General features: G+C 69.7%; 13 protein-coding genes. 6 read left to right on the top strand and 7 right to left on the bottom strand.

The features are described from left to right. Positions 1–103: 103 nt before the first annotated feature. Positions 104–739 (top strand): sensor domain-containing protein, encoded by a 636-nt coding sequence (locus A5697_RS24935; protein WP_067948390.1) that lies wholly within the window; start codon positions 104–106, stop codon positions 737–739. Here A5697_RS24935 and mnmA read toward each other — a convergent pair. The 5 genes from mnmA to A5697_RS24910 all read right to left on the bottom strand — a co-directional run bounded on the left by mnmA (position 736) and on the right by A5697_RS24910 (position 6,633). Next, positions 736–1,812 (bottom strand): tRNA 2-thiouridine(34) synthase MnmA, encoded by a 1,077-nt coding sequence (gene mnmA, locus A5697_RS24930; RefSeq protein ID WP_067948393.1) that lies wholly within the window; start codon positions 1,810–1,812, stop codon positions 736–738. The two genes, A5697_RS24935 and mnmA, sit on opposite strands and share 4 nt — an antisense overlap. Then, entirely contained in the window at positions 1,813–3,015 is a 1,203-nt protein-coding gene (locus A5697_RS24925; RefSeq protein ID WP_068012388.1) for a cysteine desulfurase family protein, read from the bottom strand. A 106-nt stretch (positions 3,016–3,121) separates the two neighbouring features. Then, complete coding sequence (locus A5697_RS24920) at positions 3,122–3,970, bottom strand: 1-acyl-sn-glycerol-3-phosphate acyltransferase (RefSeq protein WP_067948397.1); 849 nt, start codon at positions 3,968–3,970, stop codon at positions 3,122–3,124. Further along, positions 3,967–4,827 carry a GNAT family N-acetyltransferase gene (locus A5697_RS24915; RefSeq protein ID WP_068012387.1) on the bottom strand — a complete coding sequence of 287 codons (861 nt, stop codon included), beginning with the start codon at positions 4,825–4,827 and terminating at the stop codon, positions 3,967–3,969. The genes A5697_RS24920 and A5697_RS24915 overlap by 4 nt, the downstream gene beginning before the upstream one ends. Positions 4,828–4,983: 156 nt before the next feature. Then, positions 4,984–6,633: a GAF domain-containing protein gene (locus tag A5697_RS24910; protein WP_231972178.1), complete on the bottom strand. Its 1,650-nt coding sequence runs from the start codon at positions 6,631–6,633 to the stop codon at positions 4,984–4,986. Between the two features lie 577 nt (positions 6,634–7,210). On the opposite strand from A5697_RS24910, the gene A5697_RS24905 reads away from it, so the two are divergent. Then, positions 7,211–7,600, top strand: coding sequence for an SRPBCC family protein (locus tag A5697_RS24905; protein ID WP_068012416.1), 390 nt, complete (start codon positions 7,211–7,213; stop codon positions 7,598–7,600). A gap of 110 nt (positions 7,601–7,710) precedes the next feature. Here A5697_RS24905 and A5697_RS24900 read toward each other — a convergent pair whose 3' ends face one another. Next, positions 7,711–8,667: an electron transfer flavoprotein subunit alpha/FixB family protein gene (locus tag A5697_RS24900; RefSeq protein ID WP_068012381.1), complete on the bottom strand. Its 957-nt coding sequence runs from the start codon at positions 8,665–8,667 to the stop codon at positions 7,711–7,713. A gap of 39 nt (positions 8,668–8,706) precedes the next feature. Then, positions 8,707–9,498, bottom strand: a complete 792-nt coding sequence (locus tag A5697_RS24895) for an electron transfer flavoprotein subunit beta/FixA family protein (protein ID WP_067948404.1) — start codon at positions 9,496–9,498, stop codon at positions 8,707–8,709. 229 nt (positions 9,499–9,727) lie between these two features. Between A5697_RS24895 and A5697_RS24890 the strand changes: the two genes are divergently transcribed. The 4 genes from A5697_RS24890 to A5697_RS24875 are packed head-to-tail and all read left to right on the top strand — an operon-like array spanning position 9,728 to position 14,736. After that, a complete protein-coding gene (locus A5697_RS24890) occupies positions 9,728–10,537 on the top strand; it encodes a bifunctional 2-polyprenyl-6-hydroxyphenol methylase/3-demethylubiquinol 3-O-methyltransferase UbiG (protein WP_068012380.1) in 810 nt (269 codons plus the stop codon). Between the two features lie 26 nt (positions 10,538–10,563). Beyond that, complete coding sequence (locus A5697_RS24885; RefSeq protein WP_156673439.1) at positions 10,564–12,114, top strand: glycoside hydrolase family 57 protein; 1,551 nt, start codon at positions 10,564–10,566, stop codon at positions 12,112–12,114. Between the two features lie 13 nt (positions 12,115–12,127). Beyond that, the gene (locus A5697_RS24880) at positions 12,128–13,372 is read left to right on the top strand and encodes a glycosyltransferase family 4 protein (RefSeq protein WP_068012377.1); all 1,245 of its coding nucleotides are present in this window, start codon (positions 12,128–12,130) and stop codon (positions 13,370–13,372) included. A gap of 8 nt (positions 13,373–13,380) precedes the next feature. Further along, positions 13,381–14,736 (top strand): TIGR01777 family oxidoreductase, encoded by a 1,356-nt coding sequence (locus tag A5697_RS24875; RefSeq protein WP_068012375.1) that lies wholly within the window; start codon positions 13,381–13,383, stop codon positions 14,734–14,736. The last annotated feature ends 94 nt before the right edge of the window (positions 14,737–14,830 follow it).

The following is a 14,830-nucleotide window of genomic DNA, read 5'->3' as shown; positions in this document are numbered from 1 at the left end:
CCCAACCGTATTCGACGTCACCGCGGACGCCCGTGACCAGGGGTGTCTGCCGCGCGTCCGCACGGGTAGGTTCGACGCCAGAAGGGTGCGAAACGTGTCGAGGATGGCGAGATTGGCACGGCCGCTGCTGTGGTGCGGGGCGGTGGTGCTGGCTGCCGCGTGCACCCGGGTGGTGGACGGCGCGGCGGTGGCCGGATACGGTGCCCCGCGCGGCGCCGTGCAGGGGGTCAACGTCGACACGGTCCTGCTGGACCAGTCGCGGATGCGCGCGATCACCGGCGCCGGCGAGCACCTCACGATCATCCCCTCGATGGACGGCACCAGCCTGGTTGACATCGACGCACTCGCCGACACCACGCCGCGCGAATGCCGATTCATCTACGCCGAGACGGCGACGTTCGGGCCCGAGGTCGAAGAGTTCCACAAGACGACCTTCCAGGACCCGCCCGACGGCGCGCTGATCTCAGAAGGGGCGGCGGCCTACCGGGACGTCGACACCGCACGGCGCGCGTTCGGTGCGTTGGTGACCACGGTCGGGGACTGCGCGAACGGCTCGTCCGGCCAGCAATACGTCGGCGACTGGAAGGCCGACGCCGGTTCGCTGCACCTGCGGCCCGGTGGCTGCGGCCGCGACTATCGGCAGCGTTCGGTGGCCATTCTGGAGGTCACGTTCTGCGGCTTTGCGCAATCGGTGTCCGACATCGTGATGACGAACATCGCCGCGAACGTGCCGAACTAGCCCGCGGTGGCGGCGATGGTGGCGCTGCCAAGCACTTCGTCACCGTCCGGGTCGGGACGGTAGAGCACCAGCGTCTGACCACACGCGACGCCGCGCAGCGCGGCGCGCAACCGCACGACCAGCTCGTCGTGCACCAATTCCGCTACGGCACCGACAGTTTCACCGTGAGCCCGCACCTGCACCACGCACTCGACGGGACCGGACGGCGGTCGGCCAGCGGTGAAGACCGGCTCGCGCCCCCGCAACTCGCGCACGTCGAGGTCGGCCGCCTCCCCCACCCGCACGGTCGCGGTGTCGGCGTCGATGGCCGTCACATAGCGTGGGCGGCCGTCGGGCCCCGGCCCCGCGATGCCCAGGCCTTTGCGCTGGCCGATGGTGAAGCCGTGCACTCCGTCGTGCTCCGCGAGGACCGCGCCGTCGGCGCCGACGACGGTGCCACGGCGGACCGCGATGCGCTCGCCCAGGAATGCCCGGGTGTTCCCGGACGGGATGAAGCAGATGTCGTGGCTGTCCGGCTTTTCGGCGACCGCGAGGCCGCGCCGGGCGGCTTCGGCGCGGATCTGCGCCTTCGGGGTGTCGCCGATCGGAAACGTGGCGTGGCGGAGCTGGTCGGCGGTCAGCACGGCCAGCACGTAGGACTGGTCCTTGTCGCCATCGACCGCGCGGCGCAGCCGCCCGCCGGAAAGCCTGGCGTAGTGGCCGGTGGCCACCGTGTCGAAGCCCAGCGCAAGGGCTTTCGCCGACAGCGCCGAGAATTTGATTCGCTGGTTGCACCGCACGCAGGGGTTGGGCGTTTCGCCGCGCGCGTAGGACGACACGAAGTCGTCGATCACGTCCGCCTGGAACCTCTCGGCGAAATCCCATACGTAGAAAGGGATTCCGAGAACATCAGCGACGCGACTCGCGTCCGAGGCGTCCTCTTTGGAACAGCACCCCCGCGAGCCGGTGCGCAACGTGCCGGGCGCGGTCGACAGCGCCAGGTGCACGCCGACCACGTCATGCCCGGCGTCGACCATGCGGGCAGCGGCGACCGACGAGTCGACGCCACCACTCATCGCGGCAAGGACCCTCACTTAGGGAGCTCCCGCGGCGGCCAGGGCGGCACGGCGGGCGCGGTCCACCGCCGCGGGCAGCACCTGCAACACCGCATCGACGTCAGCATCAACGCTGGTGTGCCCCAAAGACATTCGTAGGGAACCGCGGGCGCTCGCCGGGTCGGCCCCCATCGCGAGCAACACATGCGACGGCTGCGCGACACCGGCGGTGCACGCAGATCCGGTCGAACACTCGATTCCGTTGGCGTCCAACAGCATCAACAGCGAGTCACCTTCACAACCGCGGAAGGTGAAGTGCGCGTTGCCCGGCAACCGCTGGGGGTACCTCCCGGTTGCGGGGGACGGGTCGCGGGCACCGTTGAGGCCGACGTCGTCGATGCCGGTCAGCACCCCGTCGATCAGGCGATCACGCAACGCCCGCAGCCGCGCGCCGTTGGTCTCGAGGCCGTCCACCGCGATGCGGGCCGCGGTCGCCATGCCGACCGCCCCGGCGACATCGGCGGTGCCGGAGCGAATGTCGCGCTCCTGTCCGCCGCCATGGGCCAGCGGCGCACACGCCACGTCGCGGCGCAGCAGCAACGCCCCCACGCCGGGAGGGCCGCCGAATTTGTGCGCGGCCACGCTCATCGCCGAAAGCCCGCTGGCGGCGAAGGCCACCGGCAGCTGTCCCACCGCCTGAACGGCGTCGCTGTGCATCGGAACCCCGAATTCGGCCGCGACGGTGGCGAGCTCGGCGGCCGGCATGACGGTGCCGACCTCGTTGTTGGCCCACATCACCGATACCAGCGCGACGTCGTCGTGGCTGCGCAGCGCGTCACGCAGCGCCGTCACCGACACCGATCCGTCGGCGGCGGTCGGCAGCCAGGTCACCTCGGCGCCTTCGTGTTCGACGAGCCAGTTCACGGAATCCAGCACGGCGTGGTGTTCCACCTCGCTGGTGATGATGCGCCGACGGCTTGGTTCGGCGTCGCGGCGGGCCCAATAGATGCCCTTGACCGCCAGGTTGTCGCTTTCGGTCCCGCCCGCGGTGAAGATGACCTCGGATGGCCGGGCGCCCAGCCGGTCGGCGATCAGCTCGCGGGATTCCTCGATGCGCCGCCTCGCCGTCCGGCCGCTGGTGTGTAGCGAGGAGGCGTTGCCGACCGTGCCGAGCACCGCCGTCATCGCCTCGACGGCGGCGGGGTGCATCGGCGTGGTAGCCGCGTGATCCAGGTAGACCATGACGCGACCCACGATACCGGCTGGTCGAGGGGCCTCCGGAGGCACTGTTCGGTCGTGGCGATCGCAAGCGCGGCGGAGCCGGGCGCCGCGGGTCGCCACTATTTGGTCAGGAGGCCACCAGCATGGGCCCTTGACCAGCGGGCCGGGGCGCTCCGACGCCCACCACCGACTGGCAGCGGCTCGCCAACGCTCGCCGATCGGCTCCCGGGAGCTGCAGAGATTCGACGTGCACCCGCGCCAGCGTGCGCCGCACGGCGAGCAATCTGCGGATGGACCGCCCCAGTGTCTCGTCGCCGACGAAAGCAGGCACGGTCGAGACGCTGCCGTCGACGTGGTGGTAGGTCAGCCGAAGCGGCTGCACCGGCCGGCCGGCGTCGATCGCCGCCTGGAACATCGCGGGATAGAACGCCCCGCCGTCCCGACCACACCAGGTGGTGCCCTCCGGGAAGCACACGACCGTCTGGCCGTCGTGCAGCCGGCGGGCGACGGTGTTCACCACCGCGGGCAACCGCCGCAGACTGGACCGCTCGATCGGGATGATCTTCAGGATGCGGGCCACCGTCCCCGTGGCGAGCCCGGAGAACATGTCGGCCCGGGCGACGAAAGAACCGGGCAACACCGACCCGATGGCGAAGACGTCGAGCCACGACATGTGCGGGCTGACCACCAAGACGCCGCGCAAATTGCGTATCGGGCTGCCGGTCACCGTGATCCGGATTCCGAAACAGCGCAACACCATCCGGCAATAGATGCGCTGCACGCGGGTCCGGCCCGGCAGCGGTATCGCCAGCAGCACCACCCCCGGCGCCAGCAGCAGCGCCAGCATGACCCGGAGCGTCACCCGCAGCGCCACCAACAGCGGCGGAGACGCGACCACGTCGCCGGCGCTCACGCAACCGGCGTCACACGAGGCGCGCGGTAGCCAGGAGTGCCCGGTGCGAGCGGAAGTGTTCATCGGTCGTCGCCCGCCAGCTGCGCGGCGGCCGACACGGAGCGCAGCCGCTTCAGGTATCGGGTATCGGCCCGCCGCTTGTCCAGCAGGACGCAGAAATCGCCGACGCCGAAGTCGGGGTCGTGCGCGGGCTCGCCGCACACCTGGGCGCCCAACCGCAGGTACCCGCGCATCAGCGCCGGGACCGACGGCCGTGCCGGGGCCGGGATGTCGTCGAGGGCGGTGCCGTCGACGATCACCGGCCGGTACGGACGCACCCGGTACTGCGCCGGGGCGGCGTGCCGGCTCAGGATGAAGTCGCGTACGCCGCGTAGCTGATGGCCCGGCACGCGGTTTTCCGGGTCGTCGGAATCCCCGCCGATGGGCACCGACACGCAGCCGGTCACGTAGTCGTAGCCGTAGCGATCCAAGTAGGCCAGGATGCCCGCCCACATCAGCAGCACAACGGCGCCGTTGCGGTGACCCTCGCGCACCACTGCGCGTCCCATCTCCACCAGCGATGGCCTGAGCGGGTCGAAAGCGCGGATGTCGAATTCCGTCGCGGTGTAGAGCCCTCCGGCCGCGATCGCGCCCGCCGGGGCCAGCATGCGGTAACAACCGACCAGTTCACCGGTGTCGTCGTCGCGGACCAACAGGTGGTCGCAGTGCTCATCGAAGCTGTCGACGTCGCGTCGTTGGTAATCGTTCGCCGGCAGCGCGAAGCCGGGCGTGCTGGTGAAAACGTCGTACCGGAGCCGCTGCGCGGCCTCGATCATGCTGGCGTCGGTGGACAGCAAGAGCGAGTAGCGGGGTCCGGCGGCCGAACCGGCCGCCGGGCTTTCCGGTTTGTCGCTGGGTATGAGGACAGAAGCAATGCTCATGACACACAACGTGGCCGAACCGATGAGCTAGTCGGCATCGGGGCTGTGACATGTCGGTGCACGCCAGATGACGAACTGTGGCGAAAACGGGCGCAAGGAAACAGCTGGTCAACGGCCGGGAAAACAATTGTCGAGCCGGTCGCCGCCGACCGAACGTCAGGAAATCTGCAGTGGCGCGCTCCAGCGCACGCGGGTGCCGCCCCCGGGCGGACTGGTGATCGCGCAATCGCCGCCGAGGTCTCTGGCGCGGCGGGTTATAGCGTCCATGCCGCAGCGGGATTGATGGTCCGGGCGGGTGCCGCTCCCGTCGTCCGTGACCTCGATGAGCAGCTCATCGGTGACGGTGACCTCGACGGCGATGCTGGCGGCGCGGGAGTGCCGCACCGCGTTGCCGAGCGCCTCGCTGATGACGGCTTCGGCGTGTGCGGCGAGTTCGTCGCTCACCGCGGTCATCGTCCCCGCCATGCGCAGCGTGGTTCCCTCGTTGTCGTCGCCGGTGAGGCGCCCGAACGCGTCCTGGACGCGCTCGGAGAAGCTGCGCCGCCGCGCCTGCGGGTGCTGCAGATCGAAGACAGTGCGCCGGATGTCACCGATGACGGCCTGCAACTCGTCGACGGATTCGGTCACCCGCGCCGCGAGTTGCGGTGAGCGGAGGCGGGCGACGACGCCTTGCAGTTCCATGCCGACGGCGAAGACGCGGCTGATGACCTGGTCGTGCAGATCGCGGGCGATGCGCTCGCGGTCGACCAACACGCTGAGATCCCTCGCGTTCCGCCGTTCGGTGGCCAGCGTGAGGGCGATCGCGGCATGATCGGCGAAGTCGCGGACGAGGTCGAGATGCTCTTCGTCGAAGGGGCGCGCTTCGCTGTTGCGGGCCACTACGATCACGCCGAGCGTCTGCTGGTCGGAGCGAAGCGGCATCAAGATCGCGGGTCGCTCGCCGACGTCGGTGAACGCCGGGATCGGGCGGCGGAACGTCTCGGTGAGCAACGGGCGGCCAGACCGGAACACCTCCCCGGTGGTCGATCCCCGGACCGGGACCTCTTGTCCCAGAACCGCATTGGCGTGCAGGCCGACCGCCGCGGACACCACCAGGCGGTCCACCTCATCGCTGGGTAGATCGGGGTCGGCCGGAACGAGGACTATCGCCTGCTCGGCGTCCGTCAGCTCCACCGCGCGTTCGGCGATCAGTTGCAGCGGCGGCAGGTCCGGCTGTGACTCCGTGAGCAGGGCGGTGCTGATCTCGCGGCTCGCGTCGGTCCACCGGGCGCCGGCGCGGACCCGGTCGAACAGCCGGGCATTGTCGATGGCCACCGACGCCGCCGACGCGAGCGCCCGCACCGTGACCTCGTCGGCCTCGCTGAAGGCGCGCCCGGGCCGATCGTCGGTGACATACAGGCTGCCGAACACCGCGCCGCGAATGATCACGGGCATTCCCAGGAAGGCGCCCATCGGGGGGTGGTGTTCGGGGAATCCGACGGCGGCCGGATGGTCGGACAACTGCGCCAGGCGCAGCGGCTCGGTTCGGTCGCGGAGGGCGCCGAGCACCCCTTTGCCCACCGGTAGGTGCCCGACCAACCCCACCGTGTCGGCATCCATGCCGCTGTGCACGAAGGACGCCAGGGTCCCCTCCGAGCTCCACACCCCGATGGCGCCGTAACGGGCGCCGGTCATGCCTATCGCGGCGGCCAGGATGCGGTGCAATACCGCGTCGAGTTCGAGATCGGAGCCGATCTCGATCGCTACTTGCAGCAGCTGTCCCATCTGCTGACGCTCGGCGACCAGCTCGTCGAGTTGCTCGTGCATCCGGCTCAGATAGTCGGGGCTACGCAGCCCGAAAGCCGGTTTACCCTCGTCTACGCGCATCTTCCGACCTTCCCCGACTGATGCCCGGCGGCCGGAGAGCTAAGCCGAAGCCCCCAGCTGAAAATGTTTGCTGACCTGGCCAATTCACCATGGGGGTGGGGCCTTGCTTCGCCGGTAGAAGCCACTCTAGCAGCCCAAACATCGGAAATCTTGGTGTTGCTACGCGTTACGAATAGCCGTAACATGGCGTTATGGCCGCGCGCCGCTTGCAGTGTTGGGAGTGCGGCACGGCTTTTTACGGCCGTGCCGACGCACGCTATTGCAGTGGGGCCTGCCGACAGAAATCCCACCGCGCCAGCGTGCGACGCCGTGCCGCCGAAGACACCGTGCCGGTACCCGGCCTGGGCGACGCCATTGCGCGGGCGCGAGAAGTCCGCGAGGCGGCCCGCGCCACCCGCGAACGCGCGGAGGCTACGCGCAAAGCATCAGAAGCCGCCGTAGTGCAGTTGAGCGATGATGAGGTCGTCAAGCAACAGCGCCGACTAGGCCGGTCGGCCCCGTGACGGGCGGCGGCATCATGCTCAGCGTCGACCGCGTGATCGCGGCGCCGCCGTCGGCGGTGTGGGACCTGTTGGTCGACCTCGACGCGTGGCCGAAGTGGGGCCCGACAATCCGGGGCGCCCGGCTCGACGCACCGCACACCGAACTGGCCCTGGGCGCAACCGGGACGGTCCAGACGTCGCTGCTCGTGCCGGCGCCGTTCGTCGTCACCGACTTCGAGCCGGGGCGCCACTGGGGTTGGAAGGTGGCCGGCGTTCCGGCGACGCGTCACTGGGTGGACCCGATGGGCGACGGGTCGCGCGTGGGCATGGCAGCTCCGTGGTGGGCGGCGCCCTATGTGACGGTGTGCGCAATCGCGTTGCGGCGCATCGACGCAATGCTCACCCAGGCAGACGGCGACCGATAGGCGACTTGGAAATTTGATAGCACCCGCGCTATCGAATTCGGCGACCGGTCAATGCGGCCGTTTACGCGCAGGAGCCCCCGACGCCCGTCGGGGGCTCCTGGCTAAGCGAATCAGCCCTTGCGTGTCTTGATGGCGTCGGTCAGCTGCGGGGCGACCTTGAACAGGTCGCCCACCACGCCGTAGTCGGCGATCTCGAAGATGGGCGCCTCTTCGTCCTTGTTGACCGCGACGATGGTCTTGGACGTCTGCATGCCCGCGCGGTGCTGGATGGCGCCGGAGATGCCCAGCGCGATGTAGAGCTGCGGCGACACCGTCTTGCCGGTCTGGCCGACCTGGAACTGGCCCGGGTAGTAGCCGGAGTCGACCGCGGCGCGCGACGCGCCGACGGCGCCACCCAGCGAGTCGGCCAGGGCCTCGACCACGCTGAAGTTCTCCGCGCTGCCGACCCCGCGACCACCGGACACCACGATGGTGGCCTCGGTGAGCTCCGGCCGGTCGCCGGCGACCGCCGGTTCGCGGGCCGTGATCTTGGTGGCGTTCTCGGCGGGCGCGGGCACCTCGACGGTCACCTGCTCGCCGGCGCCGGCCTGCGGCTCGGCGTCAATGGCGCCACCGCGGACGGTGATCACCGGGGTGTCGCCGTTGGCCTGCGACTCGACGGTGAACGCCCCACCGAAGATGGAGTGGGTTCCCTTGTTGCCTTCCTGGACGCCGACCACGTCGACGAGCAGGCCGGATCCGATCCGGGCGGCGAGCCGGCCCGCGATCTCCTTGCCGTCGGCGTTGGCGGAAAGCAGTACGGCGGCGGGCGCGTTCGACTCGGCCAGCGCGGCCAGCACGTCGACCACCGGCGTGATCAGGTAGTTCTCGGCGTCGTCGGACTCGGCGACGTAGATCTTGGCGGCGCCCGCCTCCTTCAACCCGTCGACCAGCGGCGCGGCGGTTCCGGGCTTACCGACGACGACGGCGGCCGGATCGCCCAGCGCGCGGGCGGCGGTGATCAGTTCGGAGGTGACTTTCTTCAGTGCGCCTTCGGCGTGCTCAACGAGCACCAAAACTTCAGCCATGGTTTCTTCGCTCTTCTCGTCTGTGGGATGGGTGCTCGTCTAGATGATCTTCTGGCCGACCAGGTACTGGGAGATCTGGTTGCCGCCCTCACCCTCGTCGGTGACCTTCTCACCCGCGGTCTTCGGGGGCTTCGGCGTCGACGACAGCACCGTCGATCCGGCGTTCTCCAGCCCGACCTCGTCGCTTTCGACGCCGATCTCGGCGAGCGTCAGCACGGTGACCTCTTTCTTCTTCGCGGCCATGATGCCCTTGAAGGACGGGAAGCGCGGCTCGTTGATCTTCTCGGTCACACTCACCACGGCGGGCAGCGACGCCTCGAGCGTGAACACGCCGTCGTCGGTCTCGCGTTCGCCGGTGATCTTGCCGCCCTCGATGGACAGCTTGCGCAGATGGGTCAGCTGCGGCAGGCCCAGGTACTCGGCGATGATGGCCGGCACGGCGCCGCCGGAGCCGTCGGTCGACTCGTTACCGGCGATGACGAGCTCGGTGCCCTCGATGGTGCCCAGCGCGCGCGCCAGCGCCCAGGCGGTCTGCACCACGCAGGAGCCGCGCATGCCGTCGTCCTTGAGGTGGACGGCCTTGTCGGCGCCCATCGACAGCGCCTTGCGGATCGCCTCGGTGGCGCGTTCGGGGCCCGCGGTCAGCACGGTCACCGAACCCTCGCCGCCCTCCCGCTCGCGGATCTGCAAGGCCTCTTCGACGGCGCGCTCGTTGATCTCGTCCAGCACCGCGTCGGCGGCCTCGCGGTCCAGCGTGTAATCGCCGTCGTTCAGCTTGCGCTCCGACCAGGTGTCTGGGACCTGCTTGATCAGGACCACGATGTTCGTCATGAGTGTGGTTCGTCCTCCTATTGAAGGAGCCTCGCAGCAGTCGACCACGAGACTTTCAGTACGCGTTTAGCAGCGCACGGTCGTGTTACTACTCGGTAACTTTGTGCAGCCTGCATTCACACCATAGCGGGTCGTACTGGGCGTTCTTGCGGCGTGTCTGCCGTCGGCGGCCGGAGGCGCCCGGCTCGCGGTTCGCGAATCCGACACTTCGCGTTAGCCTGCCTATGCGATGAGCGCAACCGTCCCCGACGTCCCCCGACGCAGCCCCGGTGATCCCCCGCCGTCGGCCGACTCCGTGCTGACGCTGACGGGCGAGCGCACCATTCCCGATCTGGACGTCGAAAACTACTGGTTTCGCCGCCACCAGGTGGTTTACCAGCGGCTGGCCGGTCTCTGCGCGGGCCGCGACGTGCTCGAGGCGGGCTGCGGCGAGGGGTACGGCGCCGACCTGATCGCCGGCGTCGCTCGCCGGGTGGTGGCCGTCGATTACGACGAGGCCGCGGTGGCACACGTGCGCGCGCGCTACCCGCGGGTGGAGGTGATGCGGGCGAACCTGGCCGAGCTGCCGCTGCCCGACGCGTCGGTGGATATTGTGGTCAACTTCCAAGTCATCGAGCACCTGTGGGATCAGGCACAATTCGTGAACGAGTGCGCGCGGGTGCTGCGCCACGGCGGGTTGCTGATGGTGTCCACACCCAACCGGATCACCTTCTCCCCCGGCCGCGACACCCCGATCAACCCGTTCCACACCCGCGAACTCAACGCCGACGAGCTGACCGAGTTGCTGGTAGACGCGGGCTTTCGCGACGTATCGGTCAGCGGGTTGTACCACGGGCCGCGGCTGCGGGAGATGGACGCCCGGCACGGTGGCTCCATCATCGACGCGCAGATCGCATTGGCGTTGGCCAGCGCGCCCTGGCCGCCGCAGCTGCAGGCGGACGTCGCCGCGGTGGCGTGTGACGACTTCGAGATACTGGAAAGCGGCCGCCGTGACATCGACGACAGCCTGGATCTGATCGCAATCGCGGTAGCGCCGTGAGTAATTCGCACGATCGGGTGCCCGGCATGTTCACCCTGGTCCTGCACACCCACCTGCCCTGGCTGGCACATCACGGGCGGTGGCCGGTCGGCGAGGAGTGGCTCTACCAATCCTGGGCCGCGGCCTATCTGCCGCTGATGCGGGTGCTGACCACGCTGGCCGACGAAGACCGCCGGGGCTTGGTCACGCTCGGCGTCACTCCCGTGGTCAACGCGCAGCTCGACGACCCGTACTGCCTCGATGGCATGCATCACTGGCTGGCCAACTGGCGGCTGCGGGCGGCCGAAGCCGCCAGCGTGCGGTCCGCTCCCCGTTCGAAGTCCGCCGGCTTCTCGTCATGCACGCCGGAAGCGCTGCGCGACTTGGGTATTCGCGAATGCGCCGAGGCGGATCGGGCGCTGGACGAGTTCGCCACTCACTGGCGGCACGGCGGCAGTCCGCTGCTGCGCGGCCTGATCGACGCCGGCACCGTGGAGTTGCTCGGCGGCCCACTGGCCCACCCGTTCCAGCCGCTGCTCGCGCCACGGCTACGCGAGTTCGCCCTGCGCGAAGGGCTGGCCGACCCCCAACAGCGGATGGCGCATCGCCCGAGCGGAATCTGGGCGCCCGAATGTGCCTACGCGCCCGGATTGGAGCAGGACTACGCTGCCGCCGGTGTCACCCATTTCATGGTCGACGGCCCGTCGTTGCACGGCGACACCGCGCTGGGCCGACCGGTCGGTGACACCGACGTGGTCGCGTTCGGTCGCGACCTGCAGGTCAGTTATCGGGTGTGGTCGCCGAAATCGGGCTACCCGGGGCACGCCGCCTACCGCGACTTCCACACCTACGACCACCTCACCGGGCTCAAGCCGGCGCGGGTGACCGGGCGCAACGTGGCGTCGGAGGCCAAGGCGCCCTACGATCCCGCGCGCGCCGACCACGCGGTCGACAGCCATGTCGCCGACTTCGTCGACGTGGTCCGCAACCGGCTGACGAGCGAATCCGAGCGGATCGGGCGGCCCGCACACGTGGTCGCCGCCTTCGACACCGAACTGTTCGGCCACTGGTGGTACGAGGGCCCGACGTGGCTGCAGCGGGTGCTGCGGGCGCTGCCCGCCGCCGGTGTGCGGGTGGGCACGTTGAACGACGCCATCGCGGACGGATTCGTCGGGGGCCCAGTGGCATTGCCACCCAGTTCGTGGGGTTCGGGCAAGGACTGGCAGGTGTGGGCCGGCGACAAGGTGGCCGATCTCGTCCAGCTCAACAACGAAGTGGTCGACATGGCGCTGAGCACCGTCGACAAGGCGCTGTCGCAGCGGGCATCCCTGGACGGGCCGCTCCCCCGCGACCACGTGGCCGACCAGATCCTGCGCGAGACCCTGCTCACCGTCTCCAGCGACTGGCCATTCATGGTGAGTAAGGACTCGGCCGCCGACTACGCGCGGTATCGCGCCCACTTGCACGCCCACGCCACCCGCGAGATCGCGGGGGCGCTGGCGTCCGGCCGGCGGGACACCGCCGGGCGGCTGGCCGACGGATGGAACCGCGCCGACGGACTTTTCGGAGCGCTCGACGCGCGCAGGCTGCCCCGATGAGTGAGGCGCCCGCGTGAAGATCCTGATGGTGTCCTGGGAGTACCCGCCGGTGGTGATCGGCGGGCTCGGCCGGCACGTGCATCACCTGTCCACCGCGCTGGCCGCCGCCGGCCACGAGGTCATCGTGCTGTCCCGACAGCCCACGGGCACCGATGCCAGCACGCACCCGTCGTCCGACGAGGTGGTCGACGGCGTCCGGGTGATCGCGGCCGCCCAGGATCCGCACGAATTCTCCTTCGGCGCCGACATGATGGCGTGGACACTGGCGATGGGCCATTCCATGATCCGCGCCGGGCTATCGCTGAAGAAGCGGGGCACCAACCGGCCGTGGCGTCCGGACGTCGTGCACGCACACGACTGGCTGGTGGCCCACCCCGCGATCGCACTCGCCCAGTTTTATGACGTGCCAATGGTTTCCACCATTCATGCCACCGAGGCCGGACGGCATTCCGGCTGGATCTCCGGCGCCATCAGTCGCCAGGTGCACGCTCTGGAGTCGTGGTTGGTGCGCGAATCCGATTCACTGATCACGTGTTCGGCGTCGATGGGCGACGAGATCACCGAACTGTTCGGTCCCGGCCTGGCCGGAATCACGGTGATCCGCAACGGTATCGACGCCGCGCGCTGGCCGTTCGCCGAGCGGCGAGCGCGTACCGGTCCCGCCGAACTGCTCTACCTCGGGCGGCTGGAGTACGAGAAGGGTGTGCACGACGTCATCGCCGCCCTACCGCGGATCAGGCGCACCCATCCCGGAACCACATTGACCATCGCCGGGGAGGGCACCCAGCAGCAGTGGCTCGTCGAGCAGGCCCGAAAGCACCGGGTGCTCAAGGCGATTCGGTTCGCCGGGCACCTCGACCACGCCGAACTGCTGGCGGTGCTGCATCGCGCCGACGCCGCGGTGCTGCCAAGTCACTACGAGCCGTTCGGGATCGTCGCGCTGGAAGCCGCCGCGGCGGGCACTCCGCTCGTGACGTCGAACATCGGCGGCCTGGGCGAGGCGGTGATCAACGGCCGGACCGGGGTGTCTTGTGCGCCCCGCGACATCTCCGGGCTGGCGGCAGCCGTGCGGACCGTGCTCGACGATCCGGCTGCCGCGCAGCGCCGCGCCCGCGCCGCGCGCGAGCGGCTCACCTCGGACTTCGACTGGAAGACCGTGGCCGGCGAGACCGCGCAGGTGTATTTGGCCGCCAAGCGCGCCGAGCGGCAGCCACAGCCGCGCATGCCCATCATCGAGAACGCCCTGCCGAACCGCTAACCTGCAGTATGGGGTTGGAATATTCGAGCGTGGTCGACGCGCCGATCGCCGACGTCTTCGCCTGGCACGCCCGGCCGGGCGCGTTCGCCCGGCTCTCGCCGCCGTGGCAGCCGATGCGGCTGGTCACCGAGGCCGCATCGCTGAAGGACGGTCGGGCGACGCTGGCGCTACCGGGCGGCCTGCGCTGGGTCGCCGTCCATCAGGCTGGAGGCTACGATCCGCCGCGGCGCTTCGTCGACGAGATCGGCGGTGACGGCCTGGCCGCGCTGCCGGCACGAATGGCGGTGCGCTGGAGACACACTCACGACTTCGACGATCTGGGCGACGGTCGCACCAGGGTCATCGACCGGGTCGACACGCCGGTGCCCGGGTCGTTGCTGCGCCCCATGTTCGACTACCGGCACCGTCAGCTGGCCGACGATCTGGCCGCGCACCGGCTGGCCGCCGAGAATGGGCTGGTGCCGGTGACGGTCGCGGTCACCGGGGCGTCGGGGTTGGTGGGTTCGGCGTTGACGGCGTTTCTGAGCACCGGCGGCCATCGCGTCGTCCGGTTGGTTCGCCACGCCCCGCGGACCGACGACGAGCGGCAGTGGAATCCCGACGACCCCGACCCGGGATTGTTCGATGGCGTGGACGCGGTCATCCATCTGGCGGGCGCCTCGATCGCCGGCCGGTTCACCGAGAAGCATCGACAGGCCATCCGCGACAGCAGGATTGGCCCGACCCGCCGGCTGGCCGAAGCGGTGGGTCGCGCCCCACAGCGGCCGGCCGTGTTCGTCTCGGCTTCGGCGATCGGATACTACGGATACGACCGCGGCGATGACATCCTGACCGAGGACAGCGACCGCGGCGACGGTTTTCTCGCCGACGTCGTGGCGGATTGGGAGGCGGCGACCGCACCGGCGGGACAGGCCGGCGTGCGGGTGGTGCAGGTGCGCACCGGCATCGTGCAGTCCCCGCGCGGCGGCACGCTGAAGCTGATGCGTCCGTTGTTCAGCGCCGGCCTGGGCGGCCGGCTCGGCGACGGCCGGCAATGGCTCTCGTGGATCGGGATCGACGACCTGGTCGACATCTACCACCGCGCACTCTGGGACGAAGCACTGGCGGGGCCCGTGAACGCCGTTGCCCCTCAACCGGTTCGCAACAGTGAATACACCGCCACCCTGGCCCACATCGTGCACCGGCCGGCGGTGTTGCCGGTGCCGTCGCTGGGGCCTCGGCTGCTGCTCGGTGAGCAGGGCGCACGCGAACTCGCGTGCGCCAATCAACGAGTGGCTCCGCAGAAGCTGACCGCGGCCGGGCACCGGTTTCGCCAGCCAGACCTCGACCAGGCGCTGCGTCACCTGCTCGGGCGCAATGCCTGAGGGCACGACCTAGCGCGTTTGGGCCTGATCAGTCCCCCATCCACACAACTAAATGGTTCAATTTCTTAATGATCTCCGGTGCGCTGGTCCGGCG

This window comes from Mycobacterium sp. E3251 (genome assembly GCF_001666835.1).
Lineage (GTDB): Bacteria > Actinomycetota > Actinomycetes > Mycobacteriales > Mycobacteriaceae > Mycobacterium.
The sequence above is the reverse complement of the archived record's forward strand: the minus strand, read 5'-3'. Positions and strand labels throughout refer to the sequence as shown.

Coding starts and splice junctions, on each gene's coding strand:
- A5697_RS24935 (WP_067948390.1), top strand. CDS start 104: ATGGCGAGATTGGCACGGCCGCTGCTGTGGTGCGGGGCGGTGGTGCTG.
- A5697_RS24900 (WP_068012381.1), bottom strand. CDS start 8,667: ATGGCTGAAGTTTTGGTGCTCGTTGAGCACGCCGAAGGCGCACTGAAG.
- A5697_RS24915 (WP_068012387.1), bottom strand. CDS start 4,827: ATGAGCATTGCTTCTGTCCTCATACCCAGCGACAAACCGGAAAGCCCG.
- A5697_RS24890 (WP_068012380.1), top strand. CDS start 9,728: ATGAGCGCAACCGTCCCCGACGTCCCCCGACGCAGCCCCGGTGATCCC.
- A5697_RS24920 (WP_067948397.1), bottom strand. CDS start 3,970: ATGAACACTTCCGCTCGCACCGGGCACTCCTGGCTACCGCGCGCCTCG.
- A5697_RS24925 (WP_068012388.1), bottom strand. CDS start 3,015: ATGGTCTACCTGGATCACGCGGCTACCACGCCGATGCACCCCGCCGCC.
- A5697_RS24905 (WP_068012416.1), top strand. CDS start 7,211: ATGCTCAGCGTCGACCGCGTGATCGCGGCGCCGCCGTCGGCGGTGTGG.
- A5697_RS24895 (WP_067948404.1), bottom strand. CDS start 9,498: ATGACGAACATCGTGGTCCTGATCAAGCAGGTCCCAGACACCTGGTCG.
- A5697_RS24885 (WP_156673439.1), top strand. CDS start 10,564: ATGTTCACCCTGGTCCTGCACACCCACCTGCCCTGGCTGGCACATCAC.
- A5697_RS24910 (WP_231972178.1), bottom strand. CDS start 6,633: ATGCACGAGCAACTCGACGAGCTGGTCGCCGAGCGTCAGCAGATGGGA.
- A5697_RS24875 (WP_068012375.1), top strand. CDS start 13,381: ATGGGGTTGGAATATTCGAGCGTGGTCGACGCGCCGATCGCCGACGTC.